This is a genomic window from Bilophila sp. T19-St14 (assembly GCF_059728385.1).
In genome coordinates this window covers 990,904-1,012,330 of sequence record NZ_BAAGFT010000001.1, presented here as the reverse complement: position 1 = coordinate 1,012,330, position 21,427 = coordinate 990,904, and the positions used below count along the sequence as shown (strand labels likewise).

The window sequence follows — 21,427 nt, the reverse complement described above, 5'->3', positions numbered from 1 at the left end:
ATCCTAAAACCCGGCGTGCTCGCGCACGGCGGCTATAATCAGGGAGCAGAGCCCTACCAGCGCCAGGGCGCCGACAAAAACGTAGGCCGTAAACAGGAAGGGGCGGGGATACAGGGATTCGTCCGGCAGAACCGGAATCTGGAAGGCCACCACATAACGGGACTTGGCCTCCGCCTTCACGCGGGCGGTTTCCAGCGAGGTCATGGCCGAAACGAGCTGCTGCCGGGCGAACTCGCTTTCGGTCTGCAAGTCCTCATACTCCCCTGCCACGGAAGTCAGGCTGTCGGGCCGGGCTTCCCCGGCCAGGCGCAGCTTTTCCGAGGCAAGCTGTTTTTCCACAGCCGCCAGCCGGGCACGCAATCCCACCAATGCCGGGGCGTCCTTGCTCATATAGGTGGAGGCTTCCGCGATTTCGGCGCGGACTTTTACGGCTTCGCCTTCCAGTTGGCTGACGATGCCTTGCAGCCCGCCCGCCGTGCTGGCCGGGTCCAGCATCCCGCTGCGATCCCGGAAGGCGCGCATGGCGTCCTGCGCGGCACTTACCCGTTGTTCCGCCGTTTTTACCTCGCTCATGGCCAGGGCGATGGCGTCGTCCTGCGCGCGGCGGCTCATGGCGTTGACCAGGGCCTCGCTTTTGGTCAGCACGGCTTCCGCCAGTTTTTGGGCCGTAACCGGGGCATAAGCCCTGACGCTCAGGGCGATGACGCCGGTTTCCGGGTCAAAGGAGGGTTTCACCGCCCAATTCCAATAGGAAAGGCGTTCATCCCGTGTGGCGTCAGCGGCAAGGCGGCTGATGAGGTCGTACTCGCGGCTGGAGAAGTGGCGGAAAATGTGCAGTTCTCCGTCAATGGCCTCCATGATGTCCGGGGATTGGATGTACTCGGCAACGATATGCGCGTCCGCGCCCACGGAAGCGCCGGAAGGCAGCAGCAGGGCGGCAAGGCCGCCGGCCGCGCCGCTGTTTTCCGCCCCGCGCACGGCAAAGCGGGCTTCGGCGATGTACATGGGCGAAGCCCACAGGCCGAAGTACAGCAAAGACAATAAGGTGGGCAGCAGCACGGCAGCCAGTACCGCTTTTATGGCCGGGGAAAGCCGGGAACGTATCCTGCCGGGCGCCGTAGAAGCGGAGTGCGAGGCCAGGGCCAAATGGAGGACGGCCTGGGGCGCTGGACGTTCAACGGGTGCGGCCGGCACGGGGGGCTTTGGCGCAGACACGGCATTCGGCTTTGGGGCGGCAGCGGGCTTTGGAGGTACCGGATCCGGCTTGCCTGAAGCGGCAGGCGCGGACGGCGCAGGCTTTCCCTGCGTGCCGGAAGGGGCCGCGGCTTGCTCCTTGGCTTTCGGAGATGCGGCGGGAGAAGCGGGCCTTACGTCCGCTTCCTGCTTTGCTGGAGCCGCCTTTGCGCCCGATGCGGCTTGTGCGGCAGGCTTTTCAACGTCCGGCATGGCAAATCCCCGTGTAGACGCGCAGGGCGTCATTGAGCTTGTCGTATACGGTCAGCAGGCCATCGTGCAGCACGGCCGCGCTGTCGCAGTTCTTGCGGATGGTGGCTACGTTGTGCGACACCACAACCAGCGTCGCGTGCGCCTTGCGCGCCTCAAAGAGCTTTTCCGCCTTGGCCAGGAAGGAGGCGTCCCCCACGGACCACGCCTCATCAATGAGATAGAAATCGAAGCCGATGGACATGCTCAGGCCAAAAGCCAGCTTGGAGCGCATGCCCGATGAATAGGTTTTCACCGGCATGTCCATGTATGGGCCGAGCTCGGTAAAACCCTCCACAAATTCCGTTACTTCCTGAATATCGGCACCGTAGATGCGGCTGGTGAAGCGCAGGTTTTCCCGCCCGGTCAGGCTGCCGTTGAAGCCTCCGGCAAAGCCGATGGGCCAGGAAACGCGGCCCTTGCGGGTTACCGTTCCGCTGTCGGGACGTTCCGATCCGCTGATGATGCGGATGAGCGTGGACTTGCCCTGGCCGTTCAGGCCGAGGATCCCCATGTTTACGCCGGGCCGGAAGGTGATGCTGACGTCGCGCAGGACGTCCTTTCGCTTGCCGTGCGGCAGGCTGTATGACTTGCAGATGCGGGAAAGCTCAATCATCGGATCTCTCTCCCGCGGGCATAGCGTTCCAGCAGCAGGCCGAGGCAAAGCGAGCCCAGGCACCATGCGGCCACATAGCCTATGCTGTACAAGGGGGCCGAGGAGGACGCGGAAAAGCCGTAGCGTTGCCACTCAATGAGCTGGGCCGCCGGGTTCAACAGTAGAAGCTCGGAAAAACGGGCAGGCAGTTCGGAAACCTGAAAGAATACTCCGGACGCAAAGAACAGGAAGCGCATCAGGATGGGGACAAGCCGTTCCAGCGTGGGCCAGAGGCGGGCCAAGGACGCGAAAACAAGCCCCATGCCCAATCCCAGCAGGGGGGCAAAAAGCAGGGTAGCGGCAAGGCTGTCGACGTGGCGCAGCTCCAAAGGCTGGCCCAGGGCGGCGGCAATGGACAGAATGATGACGGCGCAGACGAGCTGCGTTCCCCAGACCACGATGCACCGTGCAATCATCAGGTCCAGTTCCGTCACCTGCGGGAAGGTCAGCAGCGCTTGGTTGGCGCTTACGGCCTTTACGCAACGGGAAATGGTGTCTCTGAACATATACCAGGGGATAAAACCACAGAGGAGGAAGACCGCCATCCCCATGCCGTGGGGGGCGTGTGCGCCGAGGGACTCACGAAACAGCCAAAATACCCCGATATTGAACGCCGTTTGTATAATTGCCCAAAGGTATCCAAGCCGTGTATTGCCATACAGGGTATGCACCTCACGCAGGATAAGGGCGGTAATGACCCGGCCCTGTACGGTCAGGGCGGAGGAAACGGACGGCGCGGGAAAGGTGCCTGCATTCATTGCGGCATGCCCTCAAAGATGCTGGGGATGAAGCGCCATGTGCCGTTTTCCTTGCAAAGTGTGAGCTGGTAGCTCGCGGTTCCGCACGTGACGCGGATCAAACGGCATTCGTTGCCCAGGCCGGAAAGGTAGAGTGGGCCAGCATCAAGCGTGGCCTGCCCAAAGGGGCTTTCGGCAAAGTATTGCGTGGAACCTTCGGGCAGGGCGGCCACCTGTTCGCCGAACGACAACGCGGCGGGAGCCGCCTCCAGAACAGAGGCCGCCGGGACGGCGGATTCACGCGCGGCGCAGCCGGAAAGCACGGCACAGAGGGCGAGGGAGAGAATCAGGCAGTGGCGCAGCATCATTCCACCCCCGCGCGCAGGCAGTCATGGACATTGAGAATGCCGACCGGCTTCCCTTCGCCGGTGACGAACAGCGACGTGATTTTGTTTTCCTGCATGATCCGCAATGCGGTCACGGCAAGCGTGTCTTCACTGACTACGATAGGATCGGGATGCATGACCTGCTTTGCTTTCTTGTCCATGAGCGAAGGCCCCATATGGCGGCGCAGGTCGCCGTCGGTAATGATGCCCGCAAGCCGTTTCTTTTCGAGGATGCCCGCCACGCCGAACCCCTTGCCGGTCATCAGCATGAGCACTTCCGGCATGGGCGAGGACGCCGGAAGCAGGGGGAGTTCCTCGCCCGTGTGCATGATTTCCCTGACCGTCATCAGTTTGCGGCCGAGCGATCCCCCCGGATGCCAGCGGTGGAATTCTTCGGGAGAGCAGCCGCGCCGACGCATCAGCGTCAGGGCCAGCGCGTCGCCCAGAGCCATTTGCAGGGTGGTGGACGTGGTGGGGGCGCAGTCCAGCGGGTCGGCTTCCGGCACAAGCGGCAGCAAAAGGAGGTGCGCGGCGTTTTTGCCGAGCAGGCTGTCCGCGTTGCGCGTTACCCCTATCAGGGGGATGTCGCGCCGGGCCGCATACAGGATGATGTCCGAAAGCTCCGCCGTATTGCCGGAATTGGAAAAGGCCAGAACGGCATCGTCGGAGGCCAGCATCCCCAGGTCTCCGTGGCTGGCTTCGCCCGGATGGATGAAATAGGCGGGGGAACCCGTGGAAGCCAGCGTTGCCGCCACCTTGCGGGCCACATGCCCGCTTTTGCCCATGCCGGTGACGGCAATTCTGCCGTTTATCCCGTACAGGCAATCCACAGCGCTGCAAAACGCTGCGTCCAGCCCGCGAGCCATCATGGTAAGGGCATGCGCTTCCTGTCGTAGTACGGCTGCGGCGAATCCCACTTCCTGAAAATCTTTCTTTTGTGCCGTACTCATGCGCTGTGCTTTCTCCGGAAAACTGTTGCGGGATAAAAAGAGGCACGCCTTCAATCCCGCTGTATTCATAAAGGATCGATGCCCCTGCCAAAATCGACAGACACACTGTCGATTTTGGCTATGAAAAAATGAGGAGGTATGGAAATAACAGAGTAATTTTATAGGGAATTTTGATAAGCGCAGAGTGAAAACTTTTTTCTTCGAGGGATGATATTGCCAAAACAGCCATTAGAATGTATTGATTTCCAAGGCTTCATCGACAGTGTGTCTGTCAATTTTTCCTTAAATTTCAACGAGACACTGACAGTGTGTCTGTCGATGAGCCTCTCATTTGGAGTCAAAAACAGGCAAGACAAAGCCGTTTTTATCCAAGGCCGGCCAACAGCTCGGTTCTCCCCTCCTTTTTGTCATTTTTGATTCTTTTTATTCTTTTGTTCTCTGCTTCAAAATGTGGCTGTGTTCAGGCAGCCTTTTTTGCCTATGCTCTACGCGGTATCGGAGGGGTGGTTTTCCTGCGTGCGTTTTCATTGTCATGCCTGGCAAGACAGGCACTCACAGTCTGGGCTGCCGCCACCAGCGATGCCTGCCCCAGATGGGCGTATCGCATGGTGGTTCTGGGATCGCCGTGCCCCAGCAGCTTTTGCACCTCATAGAGCGAGTGCCCGGCATTGACCAGAAAAGAGGCAAAGGTATGCCGCAAATCGTGGATGCGCACGTCGACAAGCCCCAGTTCCCGCCGGAGCCTGTTCCAGAAGAGATAGAGATCGGAAAGCGGCTTTCCCGGAGCATGTCCGGGGAACAGCCACGGGAGCCCTTGCTGGCGCGGGATGGAGCGAATGACTGCGATGGCTTCGTCCGAGAGGGGGATATGGCGCGGCTTGCCGGACTTGGACAAGGGCACGACGAGCAGGCGCAGGTCAAGGCGGACATTTTCCCATTGGGCCTTGAGGATTTCGCTCTTGCGCGCGCCGGTCAGCAAAAGCAGCCGGAGGGCAAAGGCTTCTGGGTGGTCGCTTTTTTCCAGCACCCGCATGAGCCGCCGCGCTTCGTCCCGCGTGAGGTAGCGCTCCCGCTGCGTGCGTATTTTGAAAGGGGATACGCCCATGCAGGGAGACTGGCCTGCGGACAAAACGCCGCGTATCTCGGCCAGCGAGCAGATTGTCTTGAAGACCGCCAGAATACGGTTGCAGGTGGCCGGAGCCAACCCGCCGGACGCCAGCCCGTGCAGCCAGTCCTCCACTTCGTGGCGTCTTATTTCAGCAAGTTGTTTGTCTCCAAAAGTCGAAGACAGATGTTGGCGCGCAATGCGCTCATCCACACGCCAGCTTCGTTTGCGGAGCCGGATATGAGGTAGATAGACAGTTGAGACAAACGCATCAAGATTAGCGATGCTATATTCTGACAGAGTGTCATCTTGTTTAAGAGGTGAGCTTATGGAGGGGCTTAACTGATGAGGGCTAGTCATATATGTGTTCTCCTATAGTGATGAAAAAATAATGATGTTTTTCACAACGAGTCTTGCTTATTTGGCGAAGGCCGGCCTCGTGCAGTTTAGCACATTTTTTTAACTGGCTTTTTTTAGAGACTGGCTTATATCAGATAAATCCGGTAATAATTTAGAAAACATTATATCTGTATTAAAAACTTGATTTTTATTCTTGGTTTGCTTTTTAATATTGTATTGTTTTGCGTATAACTATATAATATTTTAAGATATGAATTAATATTAAAATAAACTGTTATTAGGATTATAATTGGCTTTTACTTATTTTATATAATTTGTTAAAATGAGAAGGCATTGAATATTCTATCATGTTGTAGATAGAGTATCCAATGCCTTGCATCATAGTTTCACAATAAAAGAAGTAAAAATATTATGTCTGACACAATAAAAAAAGTGCCAATACTCCGTTTCCCACCATTCCTTTTTTGTTGAATGTCTTTGCTGCCGAGGAGAAAAATAGGCTGGTACTCAATACTGCCCGCTGATAAACTAGCCGGAGGGCGGGTGCAGCACCAACGCCAGAGGAATATCTTTCCGGTGTCGATGCGGAAGCCTATCCAGAATAGCAGGCTCCCGCAGGCCAGCAGGTAAATCAGGCAATCAACCCCATCGGTACCAGCCTGTTAATTGAATCTTTGGGGCAGGGGACTTCGTTCCCTTCACCACACTACCTGTGAGTTTGGCTTGGATTGCGGCATTTTTTTCAGCGACAGCGGCCATACCATCCATAATGGCTCTGGGCGCTCCGGCGATTTTCTCCGGCAATGTCTCGCAGTAGATGTGCTGATATTCCATCGCGGCCATTGGCGATCAGAAGCGTTGTCTTTCCGAAGATTCTCAATCTGTTGCTAACATTACGCGGACGGGCCGCTTCCGTTTCAGACGGCTTCCTCCCGTATGCTTTGCCGAGATCGATCACATATCAGCCATGTTCATGATGTTTTTCATGTGACGGCTTCACATATTTTCGCGCGGACTATCCGCCAATGCTGCAATTTCACACGTATTTCGTAGATTTTTAGGGCGAGCGCCGTGGTGGGGTATCCGTTTGAAATAGAACGAGTCGGCCACACAGGTGCCGATAGCCGGAAAGTCCAGCGTTATACTATTTTTTCAACCGGTTCCCGTGCGTTGGAAGTATGGTACATCTCAAAACGCTGCGGTTTATCGAAGTACAGATTTCGACAGACGTGGATAGGTACGTCGGTAGGCACTTTCCTGAAAGGAATATAAAAGCTCTATGGAATCGCGGTGCCGGTTGATTATTCAGAACACAGTCAGCTCGCGCATTTCCCGCAGGGCTTCCTTCATGATGCCACCGTAACTGGCCGTGCTGGTCTTGGTACGGGCGGCGGCATTGATGACTACGACATAGCCTTGGTAGTTCTGCAAGTGTCCTGCAGGATAGTCCACTTGTCAGTGCTGTCTAGGTTGTATCGTCAATTAGATGTAATTTATTGAAACTATTTAATTGTTTTTAGGTTGTAAAAGTTGTTTTTAATGATTTCATATAGTTATATGTGATATGACGACACGGCCTAGAGTGTTTAGACGGCAGGGTAGATTCGACGGGGAAAACATTTATGCATCTTGAGTACGTCCGGTGTGTCGGTATCGGTATCCACAAGTAGAATATTCGTATTTTTGTTGCGAAGATAGGCAACAATGGCGGAGGAAAAAAGCTACTGCCGACACCTCCCTTACATGTCTAGTTTCATGCCGAATACCGTCAGTCGGCGTTGCAGTTCTCTTTCATCCGTTTAATATTCTGCATTAATAATACCTCATTAAATAATTTTCAGGGGGTATTTCTGTGTTGCCGTACGGTATGGAGTGGTACTTGGGAATATTCACTGAAGGAAAGGAGCTTGATTTTTTTGTTGAAGTGGTATGCCATCCGCCGGAATTTTTACCGCTGGCCGAAATGAACAAGAATAAGCCGTCGCCATTTGCATATTTTTTCGGTTTGGCGGCGGCTTTCAAGCATTGAATAAAGCGGTCATCTAGATATAGTTTTTCCGTGTTATGAATATCTGTAAGTTTTTATAAATTATATGGTGTTTTATGTTTATAGCTAAAGATAAGTATATTAATTTGGTGTTAACGGAATGTAAATATTTTCTTAAATATGTTTAATTATTTTTATCATCAGTTAATAGATGTTCTAAATATTAGGTTTATTTTTGTATAGTATGTTCTGTTTTTATTAGATAAAAAGTATTTATATAGTTTTGATAAGATAAAATATTTAAATTCTAATTTTTGAAATACATCCTGAATTTTGAACTGGATTGAAGTATTTTGAATTGTTCCTATTGTTCCATCATTTATTAATTGTCCTAAAAGTAATTCCTTGAATTTTATAAAAGGCAGAACATCCGGAAGGTATTGAATATTTTGCCGGATGTCCTGCCAAAGGAGAACTACAGTAAATCAGTATAGATGGCACATATATCGGCAGCAGATATTTTTTCTGGACTGTTGACCAGCAACCTCTGTTGTGTGTGGAGCACAGTTTCTACAAAATTTTTTATCTGTATGGCTGCCATCCCGTATTCTGAAAGCCTTTTGCGTGGATAGATAGCCTGCAATATATCGTCGAGGGCATCTAGGGTTTCCTTGGGAGAACAAGACAGTTCCAAAGCCAAGATGGTTAGTAGGGAAGAGAAATCCTTTGCGTTCCTTTTTTCATAATGCCGTAATACGCCAGAAAAGATCGCGTAGTTGGACTCACCGTGGGGGATATGAAATAGGGCACCCAAGGGATAGCTTAAAGCATGCACCGTAGCACAGCCAGCTACCCCAAAGGAGAGCCCCGCGTAAGTACTTGCCAGAAGAAAGTCGCTGAGCTGTTTTTTCAGACATCCTTTGTCCCGTCGGATTTTGTCGTAGCCGTTCAAAATGAGATGGATAGCTTCTTTGGCAAACATTCGAGTGAAGGGGCTTGCTGCCGGAGACAGAAAAGACTCCACAGCATGAACCAAAGCATCAAGTGAACTCGTGGCAAAGACAGGGTAGGGTAGGTTTTCAAGCAGTTCCGGCACCAACACGGCATGGCGTGCATACAGGCTGTCGTCGGCGATGCCCATCTTAGTGCCGAGACGGGTGCGGTTGACGATGGCGATGTTGGTCACTTCGCTGCCGGTACCACATGTGGTAGGCAAGATAATGAGTTCTTTTTCCTGCCGAAGATTTTTTTCCGTAAAGAGAGAGTCCGTATTGCTGCGCACAGGGGCTACGGCAAGCAATTTGGCGACGTCTATGACAGAACCTCCACCGATGGCAATGATCCTGCGAAAGGTGCGTGTGGCGGCAGAGGCCAATAGGGCATCCACCATGATGTCGCTGGGCTCTCCCTGTCCGTAGTCTTCAAGGAAAAGCGTTTGGGCCCGGCAGCCGAGATGTTCAAAAGCGGGCCTAAATATATAGGCATTGCTGACAATAATATCGTCTTCACAGACATTGAATTCGGAAAGGAATGCACTGCAGGTGGAAAACATGTGTATAAACGGTTTGCAGACGAATTGTTTCATTTTTATGGGTTCTCCTGATGATATTGTAATGTGCGTGTTCAAAGCATTTCAGCAATAGAGTTTGCCTGCCACACGGCATCGTAGATTCGGGTACCATTATTGCAGTCACCGATACTGTAGAAACGAATCCCCTTGTTTGCCAGAGCGTCGGCAAGTTGTGTTCTGGGTGTGTAACCTGTGGCTAGGATGATGCCGGAACAGATGATTTTTTCTTCCTGCTCTTGCCTGCAAATGGTAGCACCATGTTCGTCGATACTGGAAATTCGGCAGGAAAGCATGGATCGTACGCCGTACTCTTCCAAATGGTTGAGCAGCACGGCCCTTGAGCGTGGTTCGGTGTCTATGCAGAGAGCTTCACGCATTTCGACCACTAGAGGGGAGTAACCCTTTTGGGCAAGATGGAGTGCCGTTTCACAGCCTGCAAGCCCCCCACCGATGATAAGAATTGTGCCGCCGGGAGTTCGGTTGTCCTGCTGTAGGACTTGTTCGGCAAGAAGAACACTGTCCGGGGTGAGGCCGGGGATAGGAGGAATATGCGGTTCGGCACCTGTAGCCAGTAGAATGACGTCCGGCTTCAGGTCGACAACTGTCCGGGGGCTGGCTTCCGTGTCGCAACATATTGTGACACCCAGCTTCCGGGCGCGTTTTTCTAAATAGGTTATATAGGTAAAAAGTTCCTGCTTGAACGGGGGGAGGGCGGCAATTCGGAGTTTGCCTCCGCAGACGGGTTCTTTTTCCATGACGGTGACTGTATGGCCGCGTTGCCTTGTTGCGCATGCCGCGACAAGCCCTGCCGGCCCGGCTCCGACAACAATAACCTTCAAGGGAGTGGAGGTGGTAGTTTGTCGTTTGCAATACTCGTTGCCTACCGTGGGATTGACGGCACAGGTGATATCGAGACCACGAGCTAGGCGGCCGATACAGCCTTCATTGCAACCAATGCAGGGACGGATGTCCTCCCCTCTTTCTTGAAGTGTCTTGAGCGGCAGTTCAGGATCTGCCAACAATGCCCGGCCCATGACGACAAAGTCCGTCTTTCCTTCTTTGACGAAGGAATCGGCCAAGGCGATGGAGGTAATCCTACCGATCCCTATGACAGGCTTTCGTGCATTGATGCTCTGGCGGACGGCAGCGGCCTTTGCGATATGCGTACCGTGGGGCAAGGTCAGAGGCGGCGTGACCCACATGCCGCCTTCCCTCATGCCAGCCGTCACGTCAATGGCGTCGATATCCTCACGAGCAAGGATACGGGCCGCGGTCAAGCCTTCTTCCAGCGTCAGCCCCCCGGCGATGGGTTCTGCAACGCCGAGTCTCAAAATGATGGGAAAATCCTGTCCTACAGCAGCCCGAACGGCTCGTACGGTTTCAATGCTGAAACGGATACGGTTTTCTAGGCTGCCTCCGTAGTTGTCCTGACGGAAATTAGTGAGTGGAGATAGGAATTGTTGCGGCAGGTAACCGTTGCCGGCATGAAGTTCCACAGCGTCAAATCCAGCCTCCCGTGCACGTACGGAGGCGCGAGCGTACTCGCCGATAACCCTTTCGATATCCTCCTGCCGCATGGCGTGGGTAACGTCATCGCCGAAGCGCATGGCCGAAGGTGCTATGAGGGGGAGGCCGGAGACGGCTCTGGATGTCTGCCGGCCCGCATGACAGAGCTGTACGGCTATGCGAGCGCCAGCGGCATGCACTCCTTCAGCCAAACGGCGTAATCCGGGCAAAAGGCCATCTTCAGCGATACTAAGCTGATGGGGGAAGCTTTTGCCGTCGGGGGAGATATAGGTGGCTTCCGTAATGATGAGCCCTGCACCCCCTCTGGCCCGCTCCTGATGATAGGCTATCAGCCGATCGGTCACTTCCCCACGCACGGAACAGTAGTTGGTGACCATAGCCGGAAAGACGATACGGTTACGCAGCTCCAGCCTTCCCATACGGGCTGGAAGCAATGTGATGTATTTCATGATCTTTCCTCATGAAACGCGATATACGCCGGGAGCCGTTTGGGGATACCGTGCCGTGATTTCTGGATCGTGGCCAGGTAGGATGTTCTCCGTGCTTTTGGCGATACTTTTGATCTTTTCGAGAGCCATCAGCGCCTCAGTGACATTATAATGAATGCCACACGGCGTCATTTCGGAAATATTTTGGTATCTAGGGATAACATCGCTGCATATGATTTTCGTATTTCTACCTGTTTCTATAGCTATGGAGAGCAGTCCGGGAGTATGGCCGCCCATCCTAATGCAGGTAATGCCGTCACAGAGGGGCTCACTGTCGCCCTGCAGCAGCTCGACGCGTCCAGAGAATTGCATGTGGAGCAGATTTTCTATAGCTTTAAAATTGTAATGTTGGGCATAAGTGTGGAAACGCATTAAAGGACCGGTTACATATTCTATTTCTTTTTGGTGAACATAGTATCGGGCATTGGGATAGAAAGTATCCCCGGCGTAGTGATCCCAGTGCAGGTGGGAGAGGATGACATGCCGGACATCCTCAGGCTTGACACCGATGCGTGCAAGCATCTCCAAGGGATGTTCCTTGACGGTATGAGTGATATTCATCTCGTCAAGGCATTGCTGTGTGAAGGATTGATCAACAAGGATGGGGCCTTCCTTTTCGTCCATGATGCACCAGAAAAAGAACTGGGTGTATAGGGAGTCGCGGATATCGGGGCGCATATAGAAATGGTTGGTGACGACGACGGGTTTATGGCCGGCTGTCAGGGCATAAATGGTGCGGGCTGTCATCTTATGGCTCCTTACACGGTTTCCAAGGCGCTCCCAAGGAGACGCAAGGCATTTTTAGAGAGCATGTTTTCCAAGTTTTCTTGATTCAGGCCAATGTGTTTGACCTGTTCCAGTGCGTTGGCGACATCTACGAAAGGGTTGGCGCTGGAGAAGACAAACTTGTCGGCCAGGCAGCCATTGGCTGCCTTGATGTATTCTTCCCCCATAGGCTTGTTGATGGATGAGGAAAAGTCGATGTATATGTTGCGGTGGCGCAGGCAGACCGCGATGGTCTCATTCACCCATGGGTATCCTCCGTGGCTTATCAGGATACGCAGATCCGGGAAGTCGGTGGCCACTTTATCCAAGGCAAGCGGCGAAGAGGGAGAGAGGAGCACTTTGGGCATGTTGGGAGAAAGGCCGGCGGTCACCAATACCGGCAAGTCATGATCGCAGCATAGGGCGTACAGCGGATAATACTTGGCGTCGTCCATAGGGCAGTGGGCCATGGACGGTTCTATAGACGCCCCCCTGCTGCGCCGTTCGCGGATGGCTTGGCAGATGGCTTTGTAGGCCTTCATTCCCTTATGGGGATCATAGCCGTGGATACCAATGAACAGGGATGGATAGGCGGCAACACAAGCATCGACCAGATCATTGGACGCGGGAGCGGCATAGGTGCTTTCGATGTCCCTGCCCGAAACAAGTGCCTTACCGATGCCGAGCGATGCGAGTTGGGCGGCGCAACCGGCAAGGGATTGGGTAGGTTTTTTATCAAAACCAGTCCGTTTCACATACTCTTCATAGACGGGGTTCCGGGTGAAGGTTTCCATCCATACCGGAGTATTGGGCCTGTACCTGCAGTCTATAATATCCATTGCTTTCACCTGATTACTTGAGAAATCCAATAATCTTCCAGTAAGGTACGAGTATCAAGGGGATGAACAGGGCAAAGGCGACCATGCGGATGGCGAAAGCCCCCATGATATGGCGCAGGGTGACGGCTCCACTCATAAACGTGTACAGGAGATAGCCTATTTCATAGGGGAAGAGGAGCTGATCCAGCCCATAGAGAAGTGAATAGACCAGCGTGTAAGGATCCAATCCAAGGGTTACCGCCAGCTGCGCAAGGGGGCTTCCCAGTGCGCCGACCGCAGCCATGGGGGTCATAAGGAAATTCACAACTACGCCCAGCAGGTAGGAGAAACTGATGGCCATAACGGCGTCACGCCCTTCAAACAGAGAGGACATATGGGCGGAGATCCACTTGGGGATATTGAGATCTTGAGCTACGGCGCCGATGGACATGCAGGCCGCCAGAAAAATGAGGAAAGAGAGATTAATCTTGCGCAGATCTTGTTCGCTGGCGAGGTTCATGCCGGGCATGAAGCAGGCCATGCCGACGAGGGCAAAGACGAAGGCACCGGGGAGATGATGCCATTGTTCGGTAACGAAAGCGGTGAACCCGACGAGCAGTACTAGGAATATCTTGATTTCTTCAGCCGTGATGGGGCCCATTTCCTTCAGGCGCCCAGCAAGCACTGTCTTGAGGTCATCTTCATTTTGCAGCCTCTCCTTTCCGCGGATGATGAAAATCATCATGATGGAAAAGGCCATATAGAAAACGGAAAATGGGGCCATCTGGACAATGAAATCAATGTACTCCACGGAAACCCCCGTGGTGTCGGAAATGACCTGCAAAGCGAGAAGGTTCATTTCCGTACCGGTAAGGCAGAACAGGCCGGGGGCGATGGCAGCAAAATAGCCGCCCATGATCAGGGCTGACGACATGCGCGACTTGGTATCCACGTTCAATGCTTCGATCAGGCCTTGGGCGATAGCCACAAAGATGACTGTACGGGCCAAGCCTGAAGGAACGAGCAGGGTCATAATGACACCGGCGCACATGAGGCCGATCAGCGTCTTTGTGAAAGAGGACCCCATGAGGAGCATGCTGTGGAGTGCGATACGCTTGCCCAATCCGGTACGGTTCAGCACCTGTGCGATAATGAGAGCTGAAAAACACATCCATGGTAGGAAAGTACACCAGCTTGAGAATGCAACGGCAGGCTTTGTAACAAACAGGGCATACAGAAACGTCAGAATGGCGGCAATGACTGCGGACGGCAGAACCTCAATGGCCCATGCTATAACGGCCCATAGCGTAATTGCAAAAAAAAGCGGTGTGTTGGGACTGGCTATCTCCATTTCTGGAGTAGCGAAAAAGACGATTGCAGGCAATCCGAGACTGAGAGCCCACTTCCACCAGTTGCCTTGAATCATAATAACCTCCAAGAGTATCTGTCTTGAAAGAATGGAATTATGTGCGGGTTCCACACATAGGAACTTTTTCACTAACATCAATAAGTGTGCCAATTATAAATATATAATATTTCAATATGTTATAAATATGTATATGAGAAAATGAACGAAATGTTTCAAAAATACAAAATAACATATTGATTTATATTTATAAAAATGAAATATTATATTGAAACATAATGTTTATAAAACTAACGATTACTGCATATCAGTTCCGAATACTCCCCGAAGGAGGTCTTGATGCTTTCTGATCTCTGTGAATCAATTACATATGTTGGCGAACAACCTGCTGATTTTTGTGTCGTTACCCCATTCAAGACTCTTGCGAAATATGCTGAGGAAATGGCTCGTCAGCTTAAGGTACGTACATGCATCGCCGTATCGGAATTTGACAATGATGTGGAAGTCGCACTGCACATGATCAATACTGAAAAAATAAAAATTTTGGCGACACGTGGACATGCAGTGCATATTCTTAGGAACTTGACCTCAGTGCCCATCCTTTCTATCGAGTATTCATCTGAAAATTTTTTTGAAACACTCCTGCCGTATCAGAATACGAATATGCGTGTGGGACATCTTTGTTTTCCCGGACAGGGCCTCAAGTTTATGCGTATCGCCCAGCTCTTGGGATTGAGGGGGTACAGGCTTGAGGTTGAAGACAGGAATAATATCGCGGTAGCCCTGCAAAAGGCTCAGGAAGAGGGCATCGCCCTCCTCGTCGGTGGATATGGCCTGATCAGCAAGGCAAAGGAGCAGGGATTTCACGCCATCCCCTTACTCTCTGAAAATCAGGAATCCATACACAGGGTTTTTCTTGAGGCCAAGCACATTATTGAAATGGATTTATTAAATACCCAGCGAAGGGATTTCATCAACACCGTTTTAAATATTAATCCAAATATAATTATTGTTATTGATAAAAAGAATAAAATAATTTATGCAAATGATAAAGCAAGCTCTGTATTTAATATAATAAGTGAACAAATAATAGGCATAGATTTTTCACAAATCTTTCCAAAGATCGATTTTGAACATATCATATATGGGAATAGTAGTTTTCTGGAAGAGGTTATTGTCAAAGATGCCGTAAAAAGAGAATTCCTTTTTACGGCTGTTGATATAAATATTAAAGGAAATTTTAATGGCTATGTAATAAGTTTGACAAATATTGTAGATATTCAAAAGAAAGAAAGGAAAGTCAGGCAGAGCCTATATGAAAACGGAAAGATAACTTTTTTTAGCTTCAGCGATATTGTTGGGGAAAGTCCGGCAATCAAGCAGGCTCGGCAGATGGGCATACAGTTCGCGGAAAGTGACAGCCCCGTCCTTCTTCTCGGTGACACAGGCACGGGAAAGGAAATGTTTGCCCAAGCCATACATGTGCAGAGCAAACGGAGGGAATCGGCCTTTATTTCTATTAACTGTGCGGCCGTACCCGAAAATTTGCTGGAAAGCGAACTCTTTGGCTATGAGGAGGGGGCTTTCACGGGGGCACGGAGAGGGGGTAAAACCGGGCTGTTCGAGCTGGCTCATGGCGGTACTCTTTTTCTTGATGAGATTGGGGAAATGCCTTTACGCCTTCAGTCGAGGTTGTTGCGTGTCCTTCAGGATAAGGTCGTCACGCGTCTGGGGAGTACCCGCTTCGTCCATGTAAATGTACGTATCATCTGTGCGACGAACAGAAATATTTTTGATATGGCCAACAGAGGTGACTTTAGGCGGGATCTTTTTTACAGGATCAATACGTTACTGCTCAAAATTCCTCCATTGAGCGCCCGGAAAGAGGATATCCGCGTCATTGTGCATTCCTATCTGCGGAAGATCAATGAAAGCAGGCAAAAAAAAGTAATCATGGCGCGCTCGGCGATAAAAAAACTTGAGCACAACTCATGGCCGGGAAACGTACGTGAACTCCTTCATGTTGTGGACAGGGCCGTCGTGATGGCGATGCATCCCGTTATTAGTGCAGAAGATATTCTTTTTGATGCGGACATACTAGGCGATGTGGGTTCTTCTCTTTCTGATTTGGGAACAGGCGGGCAAGGGGAATGCGCCGACTTGCAGGAGGTACTACAGAAATGTAAGTACAATAAAACGCTTGCAGCGGAGGCCCTGGGCATATCTCGTACGACCCTTTGGCGCAGGATGAAGGAGTGCGGTCTGTAGCTTGGCTCTAAGGCATGTCGTCAATAAATATTTGCCCAAATGGTAATACATCTTATATGGACTGCCACCAAAAAAGATGCTGTATTTTCGCGTATCTCGTTGCAATTCCACGCCGTTTATTTAACCCAGCAAAAGAGTTTTCAATCAGATGTCTGTAGCGGTATAAATAATGGTCATATCCTCTTTGGATTTTTCAATTTTTGCGTGGTGGAATTACCGCTTCCATACCATGTTCTTCTATATATTCAATGAAACTGTTGCTGTCATAGCCTCTATCGGCAAGAATATAACCAGCATCGAATCCCTCCATGAGTTCGCAAGACTGCGTGCAATCCGCAACGGTACCTGACGTGATAACCATTCTGCCCGCATACCATGCGCATCCACGGCCAGATGTATCTTTGAGTTGAGCCCCCTTTTGTGCGCCCCATGTCTTGGTTACCCCTTTTGTTCCTGTCCCGTTCTGATGGACTTTAATATAGGAAGTGTCAATCATCAGCCATTCAAAATTCGGTTCATCAATAAGGATTTCAAGAAGCTTTTCCCAAAACCCATTGTCCCGTCATCTGCAAAATCTGCGATGTGTGTTTTTCCAGTCGCCATATTCCGGTGGCAGGTCGCGCCATGGAGAACCAGTTCGTAAAATCCAAAAAAATGCATTGATGAACAGTCTGTTATCTCTGGCAGTAACGTCTTTTGCTCCTTCACGTCCCGGCAAATAAGGTTTCAATAATTCCCATAAGTTATCTGATATATCGTGGAGTCTATGTGCTGGTACCATTCATTTTTCTGATAGTATGAGAATAAAAATAGATATAAAATATAAATAGTTAAATGACGACATAGCCTAGCATTTCTTATCCGGACCAAGGAGGAAAGCAAGCGCCGAATGAAGGAGAACCCACCCCGGACAACATTTCCGCGTTCAACCGTGCGCGGGCTGCGGTGGAAGATGAAACACGAAGACTGCAGGGAGGTAGTGCGGCCATGCGGATTTTCAAGACCCAGCTCGATGCCGTTGATTTCCTGCGGGACAGCGGTTTCAAGATCAGCAAAAGCCAGTTCAACCGCGATGTGGCGGCTCGAAAGGTGTCCAAAGCAGAAACTGGATTCGAGGAAGGGGCGTTGCTGGCGTATGCCGCAGCCAACCTTACGCCTCTGACCCAGCATGAAAATAAGGCTCTGTCCAACGCCACAGTTGACCGCATATCGGCAGATACCGAGCTGAAACGGTATACGGCCGAGCGCACGCGTCTGAAACTGGAAAAGGAAATGGGGATGTTGATGCCCCGGACAGAGCATGAGGAAGCCCTTTTCGCCCGGGCGCTCTTTTTCAAGAGCGAGATTGAAAGTTTCGGATACCGCAAGGCCGGGGAGATCATTGCACTTGTCGATGGCGACGATAGTAAGTTGGAGGCCCTGCTCGAGTGGTGGAACCGGGAAACCGCAGACTGGATGGATGCGTGGGACTCTGACCGTGAATTCACCTATGGCGAGGAGGACCCCGAAAACACTCCCTCTGTGGAGTCTGGAGACGAGTAATGCCGTCAATCCGTTTTACCCCCGGCGAGCGGCACGTTTTCCGTCGTCGGGCGCACATTCCCCTATCTGTCTGGGCGGCACGGAATCTTATTGTAAAAGATGGGCCGTATGCTGGCGGAGGGTATAGGCGGGACGTGAACCCTTACCTTGCCGGGATCATGGACACATGGAGCATGCCCGGCGTGAAGGAGGTGGTGGTCTGCGGCAGCGCCCAGACCGGAAAGACCTTGGTCATGCATGCGGCGCTGGCATACTGCATCGACATGCGCCCCGGACCGCGCATGCTTGCCATGCAGGACGACGACGCCATCGGCAAGGTGGTGGCCAACAAACTGGTCCCCATGTTCCGGGCATCGCCGCCCGTGCGCGCCCAGCTCGGGAAAGTACGGAACACCCGGATCAGTTTCCGTGACGGCACCAACCTGTTCATGGCCAGCGCGCAGTCTCAGGGGCAACGCGCGTCAATCTCCATTCAGGACCTCTTCCTTGACGAAGAAGCTCTGTATAAACAGATTGCTGGCCAAGGCGTACCCGTAGAGGAGTTTCGGGAGCGCACGCGCAGCTATGAGCACAAGCGCAAAATCCTTCGCGTCAGCAAGCCCATTGGCGGCGATGAATGCAGTATCGTGCAGGCACTGGAGGAGTGCGACGAAGTACGTCACTACTTTGTGCGGTGCCCGGCCTGCGGTTCATATCAGATCATGACGGAAGAAGGTCTGGTTATGACGGAAAAGACAGCATCACCACAGGAAGTGGAAAGGCGCAAGCTCGGCCGCTACAAGTGCTCGATCTGCAAGTTCCTGTGGTCCGATCACCTTCGGGATCAGGCTGTGGCTCGCGGGCGCTGGGAGGCGGAAAACCCGGTGCCTTCCCCCCGGCGTATCGGGTTCCATCTGCCGGCTATCGTGTCCAAGGCCGTATCCCTGTCTGAGATCATGGCTGCCAAAATGCGGGCAGAGGCATCCGACTCGCCAGTAGTCAAACAGCAGTACGCAAACGGCATGTGGGCCATGCCGTTCCGGGCCGTGGAACTGGAGACGACAGAAGACCTTATCCTGCAACACCGTGATCCTGATCTGGAGCCGTTGAAAGTCCCCGGCGACGCCGTTGCTCTGACTGCCGGCATAGACGTGCAAAAGCGCGGCTTCTGGTATGTCGTGAAGGCGTGGCGGCCTGATCTCTCGTCCGCCGTCATCGACTATGGCCGCCTGACGGATTGGGATTCCGTCCATGCTCTGATGGAAACACGCTACGACTACGAGGATAACAGTCCCAACGCAGGAAAAAGTCTTGCCATTTGGCGTGCGGGCATTGACTCGGGCGGTACGCGAACTGATGAAGACGTGGTGTCCCGTACCGAGGAAGTTTACACGTTTGTGCGCCGGCACGGTGCTGGGCGCTTGTTTGCCTGCAAGGGGGCGTCCCATGAGTCGCACACGCCGGTACGCGCCACCAGCATCGACAGGCTGCCCAGCTCCCGCATCCGCATCCCGGGCGGCCTATGGCTGTACCTGCTGGATACGCACTATTTCAAATCTCTTATCTTTGCCAGGCTGGAACCGGATGCGCGTCAGCCTGTGACTCTGCACCGAAAGACCGACGAAGCCTTTGCCTCGCAGCTGTCGGCAGAAACCCTTGTGCGCGATAGAAATGGAAAGCATGTTTGGGTACGCAAGCGCCGGGCGAACCACTACCTCGACTGCTGCATGATGGCCGATGCCTGCGTGGACGGGAGCTGGCTGCCGAGCTTCCAGATGATTGTCGAGCGCGATATCTTTCTGTCGTCCGAAAAACGCCAGCGTCCAAGGGAAGAACAATCCGGCAGGCCGGCGCAGCCCCCACGAACGCTTCCGAGTCGGGTTCCCCCGGCCAGAACAGCTCCGGAACGGAACAGGCCCGGGTTCATGAGGAACCGCGGAGATTATTAGGAGGTTGAATGTCAAAAAACAGGAAACGCATCAATTTACCGTATGATCGAGCAGCCAGCCCCCGTCTTTCCGTTCCCGTTGCAGCCCTCTACATGGGGTGCAGTGAATCTTGGGTATACAAGCTGGTGGCTGTCGGAGAACTTGAGGCTCTCCGTATCGGCTCACGCAGGGGGATGCAGATCCCCATCCGCAGTATAGATCGCTATCTCGCCCGTAAGGCTGTGGAGCCGGATGCCGAATAAAAGAAAGGGAGGAACGGCTTCCTCCCTTTTTCGTTATCACAGTGCTATGGACTGCAATCCCTTTTCTTTGACCAGATTCAGCAGCTTCAAGGCCGCACCTCCGGGGCGTCGGACTCCCCGTTCCCAATCGGAAATCAGATTCTTGCTGACATTCAGATACCATGCCAGTACAGGCTGGCTGACCCCTTCCCGTTCACGCAGGCTACGGATTTCCTCTCCGCTCATGGGCTGGGCGGGGACGATACACAGCTCGTCAAAATGGCGCATGGTCTTCTGGTCGACGATGCCCAGCTCGTACAGCCCTTCTATATCCATATGAGTTTCTTCTGCGATTTCACTATAATATTGTTTAGGCATGCTCCCCTCTTCCTTCCACCGGGTGGAGACAAGAATCATCAAGTTCACGTATAGTCTGCTTGTCAATGGCACCATGCCGGTGCAAATCTTCCGCAAGTTCATGAATAGCGGCAGACAAATCGTCCTTATAGTGCTTGGGCACAGAACAACCTCTTGAAATGCTCTTTACAGGCCCATGGCTATGGCCTTGCGCAGCACTTCCTCCATTCTTACCTGCCAGCCGTTGCCGCTGTTGCGGAAATGCTCCACAATATCGGCGTCAAATCTGGCGGTGAACTGTACCTTCGGGCGCTCCGACTTTGGGCGGCCACGGCGTGGTGCCAGCAAAGCTTCTACAGTTTCCGGTGGGAACAGGTCGGCAAGCGCTTCACACCCGACTTTGTCAACGAAGGGCGCAGCGTCTTCGGACGGCGGCAGGGTATCGGGATCGGACAGGGCTGCCGCTGTGATTTCCTCGTCGGTCATTTCCCGATTTGCTCCGGGAAGGCGCGGAAGCTCCGCAAGCTCCTCGGAGGAATATACGACAATTTCTTTGCCGTTTTCGTTATAACGTCTCATACCTTTTTTCTCTCGGCTGTTTGCCTTTCTGTAGCTGATAACACGCATTCTCCGGTCCCGAGGGGTGAAAACGAGACACATAAGGCGGGCGTCATCGCGCGGGACAAAGGCGGCATATCGGGGGCACCGTAGCTATGGCGCGTATCCGGCTCGATATGGGCGCGGCTCCAGTCAAGCCTGTCCACATCGGCAAAATCTTCGCCGTGCTTTTCCAGATTTGTTCTGCGTTTGTTTTCGTCCCATTCGTATTGCATAGATTTTTAGAACAACAAAAACATGGGACGTCAATATTTGTAGTTATAAAAATTATCCTGACTTTTTGTGTGCCTTGAGGCA

At 52.5% G+C, this 21,427-nt stretch carries 19 protein-coding genes and 1 pseudogene; 5 read left to right on the top strand and 15 right to left on the bottom strand.

The features are described 5' to 3' along the window. Positions 1-3: 3 nt before the first annotated feature. The 7 genes from AC6I1V_RS04485 to AC6I1V_RS04455 form a co-directional block, all read right to left on the bottom strand. Positions 4-1,446, bottom strand: a complete 1,443-nt coding sequence (locus AC6I1V_RS04485; RefSeq protein ID WP_497736893.1) for a KpsE/RkpR family capsule polysaccharide export protein — start codon at positions 1,444-1,446, stop codon at positions 4-6. Beyond that, entirely contained in the window at positions 1,433-2,098 is a 666-nt protein-coding gene (locus AC6I1V_RS04480) for an ABC transporter ATP-binding protein (RefSeq protein WP_497736892.1), read from the bottom strand. The genes AC6I1V_RS04485 and AC6I1V_RS04480 overlap by 14 nt, the downstream gene beginning before the upstream one ends. Continuing rightward, positions 2,095-2,895 (bottom strand): ABC transporter permease, encoded by an 801-nt coding sequence (locus AC6I1V_RS04475; protein ID WP_497736891.1) that lies wholly within the window; start codon positions 2,893-2,895, stop codon positions 2,095-2,097. Before AC6I1V_RS04475 ends, AC6I1V_RS04480 begins: the two co-directional genes overlap by 4 nt. Beyond that, positions 2,892-3,242: an RT0821/Lpp0805 family surface protein gene (locus tag AC6I1V_RS04470; RefSeq protein WP_497736890.1), complete on the bottom strand. Its 351-nt coding sequence runs from the start codon at positions 3,240-3,242 to the stop codon at positions 2,892-2,894. Before AC6I1V_RS04470 ends, AC6I1V_RS04475 begins: the two co-directional genes overlap by 4 nt. Beyond that, positions 3,239-4,210 (bottom strand): KpsF/GutQ family sugar-phosphate isomerase, encoded by a 972-nt coding sequence (locus AC6I1V_RS04465; RefSeq protein WP_479860123.1) that lies wholly within the window; start codon positions 4,208-4,210, stop codon positions 3,239-3,241. Before AC6I1V_RS04465 ends, AC6I1V_RS04470 begins: the two co-directional genes overlap by 4 nt. A 478-nt stretch (positions 4,211-4,688) precedes the next feature. Then, positions 4,689-5,675, bottom strand: coding sequence for a tyrosine-type recombinase/integrase (locus AC6I1V_RS04460; protein ID WP_497736889.1), 987 nt, complete (start codon positions 5,673-5,675; stop codon positions 4,689-4,691). A gap of 1,305 nt (positions 5,676-6,980) precedes the next feature. After that, positions 6,981-7,106: a hypothetical protein gene (locus tag AC6I1V_RS04455; protein WP_482334074.1), complete on the bottom strand. Its 126-nt coding sequence runs from the start codon at positions 7,104-7,106 to the stop codon at positions 6,981-6,983. Positions 7,107-7,527: 421 nt separating this feature from the next. Here AC6I1V_RS04455 and AC6I1V_RS04450 point away from each other — a divergent pair, with 421 nt between their 5' ends. Further along, positions 7,528-7,704 carry a hypothetical protein gene (locus AC6I1V_RS04450; protein WP_497736888.1) on the top strand — a complete coding sequence of 59 codons (177 nt, stop codon included), beginning with the start codon at positions 7,528-7,530 and terminating at the stop codon, positions 7,702-7,704. A gap of 433 nt (positions 7,705-8,137) precedes the next feature. Here AC6I1V_RS04450 and AC6I1V_RS04445 read toward each other — a convergent pair whose 3' ends face one another. Genes AC6I1V_RS04445 through AC6I1V_RS04425 form a run of 5 tightly spaced genes read right to left on the bottom strand, consistent with a single transcriptional unit; the run spans position 8,138 to position 14,256 of the window. Then, the gene (locus AC6I1V_RS04445) at positions 8,138-9,247 is read right to left on the bottom strand and encodes a 4-hydroxybutyrate dehydrogenase (protein ID WP_497736887.1); all 1,110 of its coding nucleotides are present in this window, start codon (positions 9,245-9,247) and stop codon (positions 8,138-8,140) included. Positions 9,248-9,285: 38 nt separating this feature from the next. Beyond that, complete coding sequence (locus AC6I1V_RS04440; RefSeq protein ID WP_497736886.1) at positions 9,286-11,208, bottom strand: oxidoreductase; 1,923 nt, start codon at positions 11,206-11,208, stop codon at positions 9,286-9,288. Positions 11,209-11,217: 9 nt separating this feature from the next. After that, positions 11,218-11,994 (bottom strand): N-acyl homoserine lactonase family protein, encoded by a 777-nt coding sequence (locus AC6I1V_RS04435; RefSeq protein ID WP_497736885.1) that lies wholly within the window; start codon positions 11,992-11,994, stop codon positions 11,218-11,220. An 11-nt stretch (positions 11,995-12,005) separates the two neighbouring features. Continuing rightward, entirely contained in the window at positions 12,006-12,851 is an 846-nt protein-coding gene (locus AC6I1V_RS04430) for an amidohydrolase family protein (protein ID WP_497736884.1), read from the bottom strand. A 13-nt stretch (positions 12,852-12,864) separates the two neighbouring features. After that, on the bottom strand, positions 12,865-14,256 hold the full coding sequence (locus tag AC6I1V_RS04425; protein WP_497736883.1) for an SLC13 family permease: 1,392 nt from the start codon (positions 14,254-14,256) through the stop codon (positions 12,865-12,867). A 279-nt stretch (positions 14,257-14,535) separates the two neighbouring features. Between AC6I1V_RS04425 and AC6I1V_RS04420 the strand changes: the two genes are divergently transcribed. After that, positions 14,536-16,464 carry a sigma 54-interacting transcriptional regulator gene (locus AC6I1V_RS04420; protein WP_497736882.1) on the top strand — a complete coding sequence of 643 codons (1,929 nt, stop codon included), beginning with the start codon at positions 14,536-14,538 and terminating at the stop codon, positions 16,462-16,464. Positions 16,465-16,484: 20 nt separating this feature from the next. Here the strand turns inward: AC6I1V_RS04420 and AC6I1V_RS04415 are convergent. Then, positions 16,485-17,245 (bottom strand): annotated as a pseudogene (locus AC6I1V_RS04415) (IS5 family transposase). Between the two features lie 206 nt (positions 17,246-17,451). On the opposite strand from AC6I1V_RS04415, the gene AC6I1V_RS04410 reads away from it, so the two are divergent. Genes AC6I1V_RS04410 through AC6I1V_RS04400 form a run of 3 tightly spaced genes read left to right on the top strand, consistent with a single transcriptional unit; the run spans position 17,452 to position 20,176 of the window. Beyond that, positions 17,452-18,006, top strand: coding sequence for a hypothetical protein (locus tag AC6I1V_RS04410; protein WP_497736881.1), 555 nt, complete (start codon positions 17,452-17,454; stop codon positions 18,004-18,006). Then, on the top strand, positions 18,006-19,934 hold the full coding sequence (locus tag AC6I1V_RS04405) for a terminase gpA endonuclease subunit (RefSeq protein ID WP_497736880.1): 1,929 nt from the start codon (positions 18,006-18,008) through the stop codon (positions 19,932-19,934). The genes AC6I1V_RS04410 and AC6I1V_RS04405 overlap by 1 nt, the downstream gene beginning before the upstream one ends. An 8-nt stretch (positions 19,935-19,942) precedes the next feature. After that, positions 19,943-20,176 carry a helix-turn-helix domain-containing protein gene (locus tag AC6I1V_RS04400; protein WP_482334385.1) on the top strand — a complete coding sequence of 78 codons (234 nt, stop codon included), beginning with the start codon at positions 19,943-19,945 and terminating at the stop codon, positions 20,174-20,176. A 36-nt stretch (positions 20,177-20,212) separates the two neighbouring features. Here the strand turns inward: AC6I1V_RS04400 and AC6I1V_RS04395 are convergent, their stop codons facing one another. After that, positions 20,213-20,491 (bottom strand): helix-turn-helix domain-containing protein, encoded by a 279-nt coding sequence (locus tag AC6I1V_RS04395; RefSeq protein WP_497736879.1) that lies wholly within the window; start codon positions 20,489-20,491, stop codon positions 20,213-20,215. A gap of 207 nt (positions 20,492-20,698) precedes the next feature. Beyond that, positions 20,699-21,091, bottom strand: a complete 393-nt coding sequence (locus tag AC6I1V_RS04390; protein WP_497736878.1) for a BrnA antitoxin family protein — start codon at positions 21,089-21,091, stop codon at positions 20,699-20,701. Positions 21,092-21,427: the final 336 nt, after the last annotated feature.

Bases quoted from the DNA above. Each gene is read 5' to 3' on its own strand.
- AC6I1V_RS04485 (WP_497736893.1), bottom strand. From the start codon at position 1,446: ATGCCGGACGTTGAAAAGCCTGCCGCACAAGCCGCATCGGGCGCAAAG.
- AC6I1V_RS04480 (WP_497736892.1), bottom strand. From the start codon at position 2,098: ATGATTGAGCTTTCCCGCATCTGCAAGTCATACAGCCTGCCGCACGGC.
- AC6I1V_RS04475 (WP_497736891.1), bottom strand. From the start codon at position 2,895: ATGAATGCAGGCACCTTTCCCGCGCCGTCCGTTTCCTCCGCCCTGACC.
- AC6I1V_RS04470 (WP_497736890.1), bottom strand. From the start codon at position 3,242: ATGATGCTGCGCCACTGCCTGATTCTCTCCCTCGCCCTCTGTGCCGTG.
- AC6I1V_RS04465 (WP_479860123.1), bottom strand. From the start codon at position 4,210: ATGAGTACGGCACAAAAGAAAGATTTTCAGGAAGTGGGATTCGCCGCA.
- AC6I1V_RS04460 (WP_497736889.1), bottom strand. From the start codon at position 5,675: ATGACTAGCCCTCATCAGTTAAGCCCCTCCATAAGCTCACCTCTTAAA.
- AC6I1V_RS04445 (WP_497736887.1), bottom strand. From the start codon at position 9,247: ATGAAACAATTCGTCTGCAAACCGTTTATACACATGTTTTCCACCTGC.
- AC6I1V_RS04440 (WP_497736886.1), bottom strand. From the start codon at position 11,208: ATGAAATACATCACATTGCTTCCAGCCCGTATGGGAAGGCTGGAGCTG.
- AC6I1V_RS04435 (WP_497736885.1), bottom strand. From the start codon at position 11,994: ATGACAGCCCGCACCATTTATGCCCTGACAGCCGGCCATAAACCCGTC.
- AC6I1V_RS04430 (WP_497736884.1), bottom strand. From the start codon at position 12,851: ATGGATATTATAGACTGCAGGTACAGGCCCAATACTCCGGTATGGATG.
- AC6I1V_RS04425 (WP_497736883.1), bottom strand. From the start codon at position 14,256: ATGATTCAAGGCAACTGGTGGAAGTGGGCTCTCAGTCTCGGATTGCCT.
- AC6I1V_RS04420 (WP_497736882.1), top strand. From the start codon at position 14,536: ATGCTTTCTGATCTCTGTGAATCAATTACATATGTTGGCGAACAACCT.
- AC6I1V_RS04410 (WP_497736881.1), top strand. From the start codon at position 17,452: ATGCGGATTTTCAAGACCCAGCTCGATGCCGTTGATTTCCTGCGGGAC.
- AC6I1V_RS04405 (WP_497736880.1), top strand. From the start codon at position 18,006: ATGCCGTCAATCCGTTTTACCCCCGGCGAGCGGCACGTTTTCCGTCGT.
- AC6I1V_RS04400 (WP_482334385.1), top strand. From the start codon at position 19,943: ATGTCAAAAAACAGGAAACGCATCAATTTACCGTATGATCGAGCAGCC.
- AC6I1V_RS04395 (WP_497736879.1), bottom strand. From the start codon at position 20,491: ATGGATATAGAAGGGCTGTACGAGCTGGGCATCGTCGACCAGAAGACC.
- AC6I1V_RS04390 (WP_497736878.1), bottom strand. From the start codon at position 21,091: ATGAGACGTTATAACGAAAACGGCAAAGAAATTGTCGTATATTCCTCC.